This is a genomic window from Comamonas sp. 14P8.1.4 (assembly GCF_057799285.1).
The window spans coordinates 451,742-464,329 of sequence record NZ_JBYOKN010000001.1; the positions used below are offsets into that span (position 1 = coordinate 451,742).

Consider the following 12,588-nt stretch of genomic DNA (forward strand, 5'->3'; position numbering starts at 1 on the left):
AGATATGAACTACCAATGTTGTACTCGGTGCGTGATGGACACGACCGATCCGGAAATCACGTTTGATGCGATGGGTGTTTGTAACCATTGCCGTCAATTTGAAGAAGTGACTCAAAAAAAATGGTTTCCAAACGAAGAAGGTCACCGTCTCTGGGCCGACTACCTTGAAGAAATCAAGGCTGCAGGGAAAGGTCACGAATATGACTGCATTATTGGTTTGAGTGGTGGAGTAGATAGTTCTTACTTGGCGATCAAAGCACATGAGTGGGGGTTACGCCCTCTGGTGATGCACGTTGATGCAGGCTGGAATAGTGAATTGGCGGTTGCCAATATTGAGGCAGTCGTCAAGCATTGCGGTTACGACCTGCATACCCATGTGGTGGATTGGGAAGACATGCGTGATTTGCACTTAGCATATCTGCGCGCAGGCATATCGAACCAGGACGTAGCACAAGATCACGCTTTTTTTGCAGGTCTATATCATTTTGCGACACGCAATGGTATTCGCTATATTTTATCTGGTGGTAATTTAGCAACTGAAAGTATTTTTCCTTCGTCATGGCATGGCAGCGCAATGGACGCTATTAATCTGAAGGATATTCATAAAAAATATGGTTCTAGAAAGTTGAAGAATTATCAAACGATAAGTTTTTTTGATTATTATTTTTGGTATCCATTCGTCAAGAAAATGCGGGTATTACGTCCTTTGAATTATATGCATTATGATAAATCGGAGGCATTGCAAGAACTAGAAGAAAAAGTGGGCTACAAACCTTATCCAAGAAAACATGGCGAATCGATATTCACAAAGTGGTTTCAAAATCACTATTTACCAGAAAAATTTAATATGGATAAGAGGCGCCCGCACCTATCAAGTTTGATAGTTTCTGGGCAAATGTCCCGTGATGAGGCTATATGTAAATTGGATGAGCCTTTGTACGTTCAAGAAGAACTTGACGTTGATATAAAATATTTGTGCAAAAAGTTAAAAATTTCTCGGGAAGATTTTGATGGTTTCATGACGGTGCAGAAACATGAATATACTGATTTTTCTAACTGGAATGGTCTTTATAAATTTGTGAAAAGTGCCAAGCGGACAGTTACAAAGATAATAAGAAAAGATATAAAAATATCTTATTAATGATCGGTGTTATTTGATATGAAAGAAGCCTTCTGCAAAAAAGTTGCCCATCTCACGTCGGCCCATCCTCGCTACGACACCCGCATTTTTTTGAAAATGTGTACTTCACTGGCTAATCATGGGTATGCAGTGAGTTTGGTCGTGGCTGATGGTCTGGGCAATGAGGAAAAGCAAGGCGTGCGGATTGAAGATGCCGGTGCATCCAAAGGGCGTCTGGACCGTATGCGCCACGCTCCGGCACGTGTTTTGACCAAGGCGCTGGAGCTGAATGCTGATGTGTACCACCTTCATGATCCGGAGTTGCTTCCCATTGGCCTCAAGCTAAAAAAGCTGGGCAAGCGGGTGATTTTTGATGCGCATGAGGATGTGCCCAAGCAGATTTTGGGCAAACCCTATTTAAACAAGCTGGCCAAGCTGCTGGTGTCCAAGACTTTTGCGGTGTACGAGCGATGGGTGTGCCGCCAGCTGGATGCGGTGATTGCTGCAACGCCCTTTATCCGGGATAAGTTTCTGGGAATGGGCGTGTACTCTGTGGATATCAACAACTTTCCCTTATTGGGTGAACTTGCCTGCGGTGATATTGATTGGGCGCGTAAGCAGCAGCAGGTGTGCTATGTAGGGGGCATTACCAAGATTCGCGGAATTTTGGAAGTGGTGCAGGCCATGGCCCAGGTGCAGTCGGGTGCACGACTGCAGTTGGTCGGGCAGTTTTCTGAGACAGATGCGCAAACTAAAGCGCAGGAGCATTTTGGTTGGCAGCAGGTAGATGCCTTAGGTTTTTTGGGGCGAAAAGACGTTGCTGATGTATTGGCTGTTGCAGTGGGAGGATTGGTGACTTTCTTGCCATCACCTAACCATATTGATGCGCAACCTAACAAAATGTTTGAGTACATGAGTGCAGGTGTACCCGTGATCGCCTCGAACTTTCCCCTGTGGCGCGAAATTGTGATCGATAACGCTTGCGGGCTGTGTATCGATCCGTTGAATCCTGTGGCCATTGCACAGGCTATTGACTATTTGGTCACGCATCCTTTGGAGGCCGAGCAAATGGGGCGCAATGGGCAGCGTGTAGTGCAGAAAAAGTACAACTGGGCAATTGAAGAGAAAAAACTTATAGAGCTATATGACGGGTTGAAGTAATTTGAAGAAAACTGGCATTAAACTCTCGCTGAGTAAGCGCTATTAGCTATTAAAAATAAAATATACCCATGAAAAAAATATTAACTATCGTCGGTGCCCGTCCGCAGTTCATCAAGGCCAGCGTCGTTTCACGAGCCATTGCGCAAACCGCAGACTTGCATGAGGTGTTGGTACATACCGGACAGCACTTCGACAGCAATATGTCGGATGTATTTTTTACCCAGCTTGGTATTCCCCGTCCAGATCACCAGTTGGATATTCATGGTGGCGGTCACGGAGAGATGACGGGGCGTATGTTGGTGGAGATTGAGCGCATTTTGCAGGCTGAAAAGCCGGACCGTGTGCTGGTGTATGGCGATACCAATTCCACGCTGGCTGGTGCCTTGGCCGCAGCCAAGCTGCATATTCCTGTGGCACATGTGGAGGCGGGGTTGCGAAGCTTCAACATGCGAATGCCTGAGGAAATCAACCGGATCCTGACGGATCAGATAAGTGACATTCTGTTTTGTCCCACGCAAGCTGCCATGTGCAACTTGCAGCGGGAGGGTTTTGCTTCCAAGCCTGTGCAGCTGTTGCAGGTGGGCGATGTGATGCAGGATGCAGCCCTGTTATTTGCTCAGGCTGCTACGCAGGCGCGGGTGGAAGGAGTGGTGGGCGATGGCTTTATTTTGGCCACTCTTCACCGTGCAGAGAACACCGACGACTTGGAGCGGCTGAGTGCCATTGTCGGTGCACTCAATGCCCTGCATATGGATCAGGCTCCTGTAGTGCTGCCTCTGCACCCACGTACTCGTGCTGCGATTGCCAAGGCGGACTTAGATTTGAAAGTGCAAGTTATTGACCCCGTGGGATATCTGGAAATGGTGGCATTGTTGCGCCGCTGCGCGCTGGTGATCACGGACAGTGGGGGGGTGCAGAAAGAAGCCTTTTTCTTTGGTAAAGCTTGCGTCACCATGCGCGATCAGACCGAATGGGTCGAGCTGGTAGAGGTAGGTGCTAATACCTTGGTTGGGGCCGATGCCGTAGCCATTCAGGACGCTGTAGGTGCCAATCTGGGGCGGTTGGTTACAGATGAAGGGCAGTTGTACGGTGGTGGTATGGCGGCGCAGAGGGTGGCTCAGGTATTGGCTGGCGGAGCGCTAGCATGAAACACGTCTGGGTTCTCAACCACTACGCGCAGGAACCCGGCGGTGCAGGTGGCACACGTCACTTTCACTTGGCAGAGTATTTGCAAAAGTTTGGCTGGCAGGCGACGGTGATTGCTGCCAGTGTGGAGCACCAAAGTGGACATCAGCGGCTACAAGCAGGGGAAGAGCAGCGCTGTGATGACTTCAATGGAGTGCCGTTTTTATGGGTTCGTACACCAGAGTACCGTGGTAACGGCGGAGGCCGCATGCGCAATATGCTGCACTACACATGGCGTGTGATGTTGCCTCGTACGACGCGTGCGCTCCGTAGCCCGGATGTGATCATTGGCTCTAGCGTTCACCCTTTTGCTGCGGTTGCAGGTGCCTTGCTGGCGCGGCGGTTCAAGGTACCGTTTGTTTTTGAAGTGCGTGACTTGTGGCCGCAAACGCTGGTGGATATGGGTCGGCTGCGGGACGATGCCTTCGTCACCAAGGTGTTGCGCAAACTAGAAGTTTGGTTGTACCGGCGTGCGGCACGCACGATCGTGCTGCTGCCGCAGGCTTGGCAATACATCGTTCCACTGGGTATAGCCAGGGAGCGCGTGGTGTGGATTCCAAACGGGGTGGACTTGTCGCTGTTTCCACGTTTGAATCCAAGCGTGGATCGCCCCGACAAGGGTTTTACCCTGATGTATTTTGGCGCACATGGGCAAGCCAATGGACTTGATAACGTGCTGCAGGCGATGCAGCTTGTGCAGCAAAGTGCTGCTGGATCAGGTATTGGGCTGCGCTTGATTGGTGATGGGCCTTTGAAGCCCGAATTGCAAGCCCGGGCGGCGGCTATGGGCCTGAGCAATGTGACGTTTGAACCCTCAGTTCCCAAGAGTCAGATTCCGGCTTTGGCCGCGCAGGCGGATGCATTTGTGATTGCAGTGCTTGATTTGCCGCAGTTATATCGCTTCGGTATCAGCATGAACAAGTTATTTGATTATCTGGCGGCGGAGCGCCCCATCTTGATTGCCTCGAACGCTGTGAACAACCCTGTTGCGGATGCCAAGGCTGGCATTTCAGTGCCAGCAGGCCAGGCTGATGCGCTTGCTGGCGCAATTTTGAAATTAGCGGCAACACCCCTGGAGGAGCGAGAGCGCATGGGGCGTGCAGGGCGTGAATACGTGGAGCAAAACCATGGCTTTGAGCAGCTTGCCGGGCGATTGGCCATGACGCTAGACGCTGTGCATGCAGAGCAGGCGGCGGGGCATTCATGAAACGTTTGTTTGACTTTGCGGCGGCATTGCTGGGCTTGATGGCTTTAGCGCTTCCACTGTGCGTCCTGGCATGGCTGGTGCGGCGCAAGCTGGGCAGCCCTGTGCTTTTTCGGCAAGTACGCCCTGGCTTGCATGGGCAGCCGTTTGAGATGGTGAAGTTTCGCACCATGACAGATGCACGTGGCCCAGATGGCGCGCTACTGCCTGACGCTGAACGCATTACGCTTTTTGGCCGTTTTCTGCGTGCCAGCAGCTTGGATGAATTGCCCGAATTGTGGAACGTCCTCAAAGGCGATATGAGTTTGGTGGGGCCGCGGCCATTGCTCATGGAGTATCTGCCGTTGTACACGCCAGAGCAGGCGCGTCGGCACACGGTGCGTCCAGGAGTGACAGGCTGGGCACAGGTCAATGGCCGCAATGCGATCAGTTGGGAAGAGAAGTTCGCGTTGGATACGTGGTATGTGGATCACCAGTCTTTGGTGCTGGATATCAAGATTTTGTGGCTCACGGTCAAAAAGGTGCTGGTGCGCGAAGGTATCAGTGCAGTAGGTGAGGCAACCATGGGTAAGTTCACTGGGAGTGCGAGGGCGGGAAATCAGGCGCAGCCTGGAGCGAGCACAGGGCCGTTGCCTTAGAGTCGTGCCTGTCCCCTGGTACGTCGTTGCTTCACCTTGCAGTACTTTGGTGCTGTATTTGCGCCTCGTTTCAAGCGCATATCTTCAATTGCCTGCTCGTGTTGAGCGCTCTTAGGCTCTGGCAATACTTTCTTCGTATGGCTGAGTACTTTGAATGAAAAATGACTTCTGTGATTATTCAGTCAGCGTAACTAGCTATTTTTAAAATATCTAACCATGCAACAAGAATTGTTTGCTGTTTACGGTGTCAGTGGTTGCGGCCGTGGGGTAATGCCATTGGCGCGCGCCCAACTGGCGTGCAAGGGCGTAGCACCGGAGCAGTTGGTGTTTGTGGACGACGCGCCGGGGCCAGCACTGGTCAATGGGCAGCGGCTACTGACCTATGCCCAGTTCTTGGCAGAGCCAGCCAGCAATCGTCACGCCGTTCTGGCGATTGCCAATAGCGCCGTGCGTGCAAAGTTGGCGCTGCGTCTGACACAGGATGGTGTGCAGCCCTGGACGGTGTCTGCTGCCAACGCTGTCACCATGGATGCCGTAGAACTTGGTGAAGGGGCAATTTTGAGTCCATTTGTTACATTGACCAGCAATATCCGAATTGGTCGATATTTCCATGCCAATCTCTACAGTTATGTGGAGCATGATTGCGTAATTGGTGATTTCGTCACCTTTGCACCGGGCGTACAGTGCAACGGCAATATCGTGATTGAAGACCATGCTTACATTGGCGCCGGTGCCGTCATCAAGCAAGGGCAGCCGGGGTGTCCGCTGATCATCGGGCGCGGCGCGGTGGTGGGGATGGGGGCAGTCGTGACTAAAAGCGTAGCACCAGGAACGACAGTGGTTGGCAACCCGGCCAAACCTTGGATGAAGTCATAAAAAGCCCGGGCCTGTCGCTGAATGCGCGCCTATTTTTTAGAAATACAAAGATGTTGAATACCCCTTTTTCACCTTGGCCCAGCTTTACTGAGCAAGAGGCCAACGCTGTGCGCGATGTGCTGCTGTCTAACAAAGTGAATTACTGGACGGGACAGGAATGCCGCATTTTTGAAAAAGAATTTGCAGCGTGGGTGAATGCCCGCTATGCGGTTGCACTGGCCAATGGCACGCTGGCACTGGATCTTGCCTTGAAGGCACTGGGTATTGGCCCAGGTGACGAAGTTGTAGTGACACCCCGGACTTTTATTGCCAGCATTTCCTGCGTGGTGAATGCCGGGGCCGTGCCTGTGTTTGCGGATGTGGAGCTGGATAGCGGCAACATTTCTGCAGAAACCATTGCCAAAGTGCTGTCACCACGAACGCGCGCTGTCATTTGTGTGCATCTGGCCGGATGGCCTTGCGATATGGATCCCATCATGGCGCTGGCTGCACAGCATGGGCTGAAGGTGATTGAAGACTGTGCCCAGGCGCATGGTGCCCAATACAAAGGGCGTAGCGTAGGGAGCATCGGGCATGTCGGGGCCTGGAGCTTTTGCCAGGACAAGATCATGACCACGGGGGGGGAAGGGGGCATGGTCACGACCAATGACGAAGCCTTGTGGCGTGCCATGTGGAGTTTCAAAGACCACGGCAAAAGCTACGCCGCCGTGTACGAGCGTGAGCATGCACCGGGCTTTCGCTGGCTGCATGAGAGCTTTGGCACGAACTGGCGCATGTTGGAGATGCAGGCGGCGGTGGGGCGCATTCAACTGCAACGCATGGCCGAATGGACGGCTACACGCACACGCTATGCAGAGCAGATCAGGGCTGTTTGCGGCGGTTGTCCAGCGTTGGATGTTCCCGCAGTCCCTGCCGATGTGCGGCACGCGCACTACAAGTGCTACGCCTATGTGCGCCCGAACAAATTGGCTGAAGGCTGGAACCGTGACCGCATCGTTGCTGAGATCAATACTCTGGGTGTTCCGTGTTATCAGGGCAGTTGTTCTGAGGTTTACTTGGAAAAAGCTTTTGATGGCACCGGCTGGCGGCCTGCGGCCCCCTTGCCCACAGCGCACGTCCTGGGCGCGACAAGCATGATGTTTCTGGTACACCCGACGCTGACGCAGGCCGAAGTGAAAAAAACCTGTACGGTGATTACACAGGTCATGGCACAAGCGACTGCCGTGTAATCCGGCTGAGCTTTTATTTAGAGTAGGCCATGTCTGTGAAAACTCTTCTCGCGCCAGTGCTCTCCTGGTCACGCCACGCCAAACAAGCTCTGGCTTTGCTGGCGGATGTCCTGGTGGCCCTGGTCGCCGTCTGGATAGCGTTTTACCTGCGTATTGAACAAGTGGGTATGCCCGTCCAGCAACAGCTGAATGCCTATGCAGCAGCCTTGCTGTTTTTGCCCATCTTCATCCGGCTGGGGCTGTACCGGGCGGTTTTTCGGTACACCGGTATGCGGGCGCTGGCGACTACGGCTCTGGCCATCGGGATCTATGGCTGTTTATTTTTTGCTCTATTACTAGTAGCCCACTGGCCTGGGGTACCGCGTAGTTTGGGGCTGATTCAGCCGCTGGTGTTTTTGCTGCTGGCCGGGGGCTGGCGCGTACTCGCCCGGTACGGGCTGCTCCAAGTGGCCGGATCAGGGCAAGAAAGGGGCAAAGGGCAGTTATTGATTTACGGCGCTGGCGCAGCAGGGGTGCAGACTGCTTTTGCCATGAGCGTGATGCGCGAGTTTGTCGTGCGCGGTTTTGTCGATGACGATGTGCAAAAAATTGGCCGATCGATTAACGGTCTGCCCATCATTGCCCCCAATGGCCTTGAAAATTTTGTGCAACGGCATAGCATTACAGATATCTTGCTGGCCATTCCGTCCCTATCGCGCCAGCAACGTCACGCCATCATTGCCCGGTTGCAGCCTTTAACCGCCCATGTGCGTACTTTGCCGGGCATGGTGGATCTGGCTTCCGGGAAAGTATCGGTAACGGATTTTCAGGAACTGGATATTGAAGACTTGCTAGGCCGTGCGCCCGTGCAGCCTGATACTGCCTTGCTGGCCAGGAATCTGCGCGGCAAAGTGGTACTGGTCACAGGTGCTGGCGGCAGCATTGGCAGCGAACTGTGCCGACAGATTGTTCAGGAACAACCGCGCCAATTGGTCTTGCTGGAACACAACGAGTTTGGTTTGTACGCCATTCACCAGGAGCTAAGCGTCCTTTGCGCTCAGCAGGGGCTGACCGTCGAGCTTTTGCCCAAATTGGCGAGCATTCGCAATCTGCGCCGTTTGCGGGCCGTTTTTACACAGTACCAGCCGCAATCGGTATTCCACGCCGCAGCGTACAAACATGTGCCTTTGGTCCAAAGCAATCCTTCCGAAGGAGTGCTGAACAATCTGTTTGGTACCTTGAACGCTGCACGAGTGGCAATGGAAGTGGGGGTGGAGAATTTTGTTCTGATCTCCACCGACAAGGCCGTGCGCCCGACCAATGTTATGGGTGCTACTAAGCGCATGGCAGAACTTGTCTTGCAATCCCTGGCCGATGCCCAAGCCGTCAACTTCAGTGCCATTGATGAAACGCAGGGGCGCCCCCTTACCTTCAACCGCACGCAGTTTTGCATGGTGCGCTTTGGCAATGTACTGGGCAGTAGTGGCAGCGTCGTGCCTTTGTTTCGGAAGCAGCTGCGCCAGGGGGGGCCGCTGACCGTGACCCATGCTGAGGTGACACGCTACTTTATGACCATCCCCGAAGCCGCACAGCTGGTCTTGCAAGCCGGGGCCATGGGGCAGGATGGCGAGGTGTTCGTGCTGGACATGGGGCAGCCCGTAAAAATAATTGATCTGGCCCGGCGCATGGTCGAGCTTTCCGGCTTGCAGGTGCAGGATGCCAGCCACCCTGAAGGTGATATCGCCATTGAAGTGGTGGGACTTCGCCCTGGTGAAAAGCTCTACGAAGAGTTGCTCATTGGTAATAACCCTGAGACGACATCGCACCCACGGATCATGAAAGCCCATGAGCAGTTTTTGACATGGGATGATTTGTTGCCGCATCTGCTGACTTTGCGTGCGGCTGCGAAGGCAGCAGATAGCCAAGCCATCAATGATGTATTGGCACAGCTTGTCAGCGGCTATGTTCGATCCGATGAGGTTGATGCGCTGCGCCAGGGATCAAGCGCAACCCAGCAGTTGATGATGGGACGAGGCGGCCTTGGCCATACGCAGTGAAACGCGGCAATGACTTGCTCCCTGATTTAGTTGAGGCAGAATTTGCCTTCTGAGCAAGGCCGCTAAAAAAAACGGCCTTTCCATATTTAATTTGCACCTGGCCTGTAGCTCAGGCGTTGATATCCATGACCACTCTCTCCCACATCACTCCCCGTGACAAAGCCGAAATCCTGGCTCAGGCATTGCCCTACATTCGCAAGTTCCATGGCAAGACCATGGTCATCAAATATGGCGGTAACGCCATGACCGATCCTGCGCTGCAGGCAGACTTTGCGGAAGATGTGGTGTTGTTGAAGCTGGTGGGGATCAACCCGGTAGTGGTGCACGGTGGGGGGCCGCAGATTGAGACCGCTTTGAACCGATTGGGCAAGAAGGGCGAGTTCATCCAGGGCATGCGTGTGACGGATGCCGAGACCATGGAAGTGGTTGAGTGGGTGCTGGCCGGCGAGGTGCAGCAGGACATCGTGGGCTTGATTCACCAGGCGGGCGGCAAGGCGGTGGGCCTGACCGGACGCGATGGTGGTTTGATTCGTGCCCAAAAGCTGAAGATGCTGGATAACAAAGATCCATCGATCGAACACGACGTGGGTCAGGTGGGTGATATCGTGGCGATTGACCCGAGTGTGGTGAAAGCGCTGCAAGATGACGCCTTCATTCCGGTGATTAGCCCCATCGGCTTTGGCGAAGAGAACGAGAGCTACAACATCAACGCCGACGTGGTGGCTAGCAAGCTGGCGACCGTGCTGCAGGCTGAAAAATTGGTGCTGCTGACCAATACGCCCGGCGTGCTGGACAAGAGCGGCAGCTTGCTGACCGATCTGACTGCGCGCGAAATTGATGGCTTGTTTGCGGACGGCACCATCTCTGGCGGCATGCTGCCGAAGATTTCCGGTGCACTGGATGCGGCCAAGGCGGGCGTGAATGCGGTGCACATCATCGACGGCCGCGTGCCGCACGCGATGCTGCTGGAGATTTTGACGGACCAGGCCTACGGCACCATGATCCGTAGCCACTGATCGCCCACAACGTTGAGAGCCCCAAGCCTCAGCGTTTTTTTATGCCTGGGTGCTGAACACGCTGGCGGCTGCGGTCACAAAAAGTCACTAATATGACTGCAGAGATAGATACGAGAGGCAGTTCCGCGTGCGGATTGCACCATCTGAGGCAAATGCAGCGCTGGGCACAGACACCGGCGCGCATAAGGGGGCATGGGATGCGGCTTTTGCTGGTTGAAGATGATTTGATGGTGGCCAGTGGCATGAAGCTGGGGCTGACCGATGCAGGCTACGCCGTGGACTGGGTCAGCAGCGCTGAGCGGGCGCTGGAAGTGCTGGGCCAAGAGTCTTTCGATATTGCAATATTGGACATTGGCCTGTCGGGCATGGACGGGCTGGAGTTGCTGCACCGCATGCGCGGCAAAGGCATGGTCTGCGCCAGCATGCCGGTGCTGATGCTGACAGCGCGCGATGGCTTGCACGACCGGGTGCGTGGGTTGGACTTGGGCGCAGATGACTACATGGTCAAACCCTATGAGCTGCCAGAGCTGCTGGCGCGCCTGCGCGCCTTGCTGCGCCGCTCACAGGCCGCCAATAGCGCGCTGTTGAGTTTTGGACCGCTGGCGCTGGACACGGCAGCCCGCAGTGCCGGTGTGTGGGCAGGCGGGCAAGAGGGCGTGGGCGAGCTGCAGAACATTGACCTGGGTCCGCGCGAATGGACGGTGCTGGAATATCTGCTGATTCACGCTCCCAAACCCGCCAGCAAAGACAAGCTGCTGCAGGCGTTGACAGGCTGGGACAAGGAGATCACCCCCAATGCGGTGGAAGTCTATGTCTCGCGCCTGCGCGCCAAGCTGGAGCCGCACGGCGTGGCTTTGCGCTCCATTCGTGGTTTTGGTTACCGCCTGGATTTGCTGGTGCCAGAAGCAGTCGCTGATTAATCGCTCTTTTTTTTAATAGCTGCCAGCGCTTGATAAATCTATGTTTGGAAGTGTAAACATGGTGAATATCAAGATAATCAAGCGCTGCTAGCTCTACTTTTTGAATTTCCCATGCAACTGCCTGTGCGCAAGCGCCTGCTCACTTTGATGTGGCCCATGCTGCTGCCGGTGCTGGGGTTGGTGGTCGCTGCGGCGTGGCTGGGCTACAGCGTGGCAGCGCAGATTGCGCTGCACCCGGGGCAGCCGCCCAGGCTGGGCGATGTGCTGGTGGCGGCTTTGCCGGCGTTGGTCATGCTGCTGCTGTTGGCGGTGATGGCGCACCTGGCGGTGAGCAAGGCGCTGGCCCCGTGGGTGACATTGGCGCAACTGGTGCAGTCGCGCTCACCCAAGGACTTGCAGCAGATCACGATTGCGCCCGATGCGCCCACCGAGGTGCGGGCCATGGCCGATGCGCTTAACCGCCTGTTTGCGCGCGCTACTGCCGAAAGCGATACCCAGCAACGCTTCATTGCCGATGCCGCACACCAACTGCGCACGCCGCTGGCAGCGCTGCAGTCGCAGGTGGAAGCCTGGGCCCTGATGGCACAGGCCGCACCGGAAAAAAGAATTCAGCTACCTGCCCACCAGGTGGACCAGCTGCGCAAAGCCACGCGCCGCACCACCCAGCTGGCCAACCAGCTGCTGGCACTGTCGCGCATTGACAGCGGCTTGGGGCAGGGCGAGAGCGCACAGCGTGTAGATCTGAAAAGCCTGTGCGAGACGCTGCTGACGTCTTTTCTGGACAGCGCATTGGCCAAAAATTTGGACTTGGGGCTGGAAGCCCAAGTGGCACACGTCACGGGTCACGAGTGGCTACTGCGTGAATTGATAAGCAATCTACTGGATAACGCTATCAAGTACACCCCCAGTGGCGGGCAAATTACCTTGCGATGTGGCAAACGCATTTCGGATGAGTGGGGGATGCGTGCCTATGTCGAAGTCGAAGATGATGGCCCCGGTGTGCCTGTTTGTGAGTACACACGCTTAACCCAGCGCTTTTACCGTGTGCCTGGGGCGCTGGCGGAAGGCACTGGTCTGGGGCTGGCGATTGCCGAAGAAATTGCCCAGGAGCATGGCGCCGCCTTGCGTTTTGCCCAGGGTGCAGACCAGCGCGGATTGAAAGTGCAACTCATATTTGCTGAGTAGCATCTTTTGATTCTCTGG

General features: G+C 54.7%; 11 protein-coding genes. All 11 read left to right on the plus strand.

Going from position 1 to position 12,588, the window contains the following annotated elements:
• Nucleotides 1-4 precede the first annotated feature (4 nt).
• The 11 genes from AC27VO_RS02100 (at nt 5) to AC27VO_RS02150 (ending at nt 12,570) form a co-directional block, all read left to right on the plus strand.
• Nucleotides 5-1,141, plus strand: a complete 1,137-nt coding sequence (locus AC27VO_RS02100; RefSeq protein ID WP_488665048.1) for an N-acetyl sugar amidotransferase — start codon at nt 5-7, stop codon at nt 1,139-1,141.
• A gap of 18 nt (nt 1,142-1,159) precedes the next feature.
• Nucleotides 1,160-2,281, plus strand: a complete 1,122-nt coding sequence (locus AC27VO_RS02105) for a glycosyltransferase family 4 protein (RefSeq protein ID WP_488665049.1) — start codon at nt 1,160-1,162, stop codon at nt 2,279-2,281.
• Between the two features lie 68 nt (nt 2,282-2,349).
• On the plus strand, nt 2,350-3,429 hold the full coding sequence (gene wecB, locus AC27VO_RS02110; protein WP_488665050.1) for a non-hydrolyzing UDP-N-acetylglucosamine 2-epimerase: 1,080 nt from the start codon (nt 2,350-2,352) through the stop codon (nt 3,427-3,429).
• The gene (locus AC27VO_RS02115; RefSeq protein WP_488665051.1) at nt 3,426-4,673 is read left to right on the plus strand and encodes a glycosyltransferase family 4 protein; all 1,248 of its coding nucleotides are present in this window, start codon (nt 3,426-3,428) and stop codon (nt 4,671-4,673) included. Before wecB ends, AC27VO_RS02115 begins: the two co-directional genes overlap by 4 nt.
• Complete coding sequence (locus tag AC27VO_RS02120; RefSeq protein ID WP_488665052.1) at nt 4,670-5,308, plus strand: sugar transferase; 639 nt, start codon at nt 4,670-4,672, stop codon at nt 5,306-5,308. Before AC27VO_RS02115 ends, AC27VO_RS02120 begins: the two co-directional genes overlap by 4 nt.
• A 216-nt stretch (nt 5,309-5,524) precedes the next feature.
• Nucleotides 5,525-6,184: an acetyltransferase gene (locus AC27VO_RS02125; RefSeq protein ID WP_488665053.1), complete on the plus strand. Its 660-nt coding sequence runs from the start codon at nt 5,525-5,527 to the stop codon at nt 6,182-6,184.
• Nucleotides 6,185-6,234: 50 nt separating this feature from the next.
• Nucleotides 6,235-7,413, plus strand: coding sequence for a DegT/DnrJ/EryC1/StrS family aminotransferase (locus tag AC27VO_RS02130; protein ID WP_488665054.1), 1,179 nt, complete (start codon nt 6,235-6,237; stop codon nt 7,411-7,413).
• A 29-nt stretch (nt 7,414-7,442) separates the two neighbouring features.
• Nucleotides 7,443-9,449, plus strand: a complete 2,007-nt coding sequence (locus tag AC27VO_RS02135) for a polysaccharide biosynthesis protein (protein ID WP_488665055.1) — start codon at nt 7,443-7,445, stop codon at nt 9,447-9,449.
• A 125-nt stretch (nt 9,450-9,574) separates the two neighbouring features.
• Nucleotides 9,575-10,465, plus strand: a complete 891-nt coding sequence (gene argB, locus AC27VO_RS02140) for an acetylglutamate kinase (protein WP_488665056.1) — start codon at nt 9,575-9,577, stop codon at nt 10,463-10,465.
• 197 nt (nt 10,466-10,662) lie between these two features.
• Nucleotides 10,663-11,385, plus strand: coding sequence for a response regulator transcription factor (locus tag AC27VO_RS02145; protein WP_488665057.1), 723 nt, complete (start codon nt 10,663-10,665; stop codon nt 11,383-11,385).
• A 111-nt stretch (nt 11,386-11,496) separates the two neighbouring features.
• A complete protein-coding gene (locus AC27VO_RS02150) occupies nt 11,497-12,570 on the plus strand; it encodes an ATP-binding protein (protein ID WP_488665058.1) in 1,074 nt (357 codons plus the stop codon).
• The last annotated feature ends 18 nt before the right edge of the window (nt 12,571-12,588 follow it).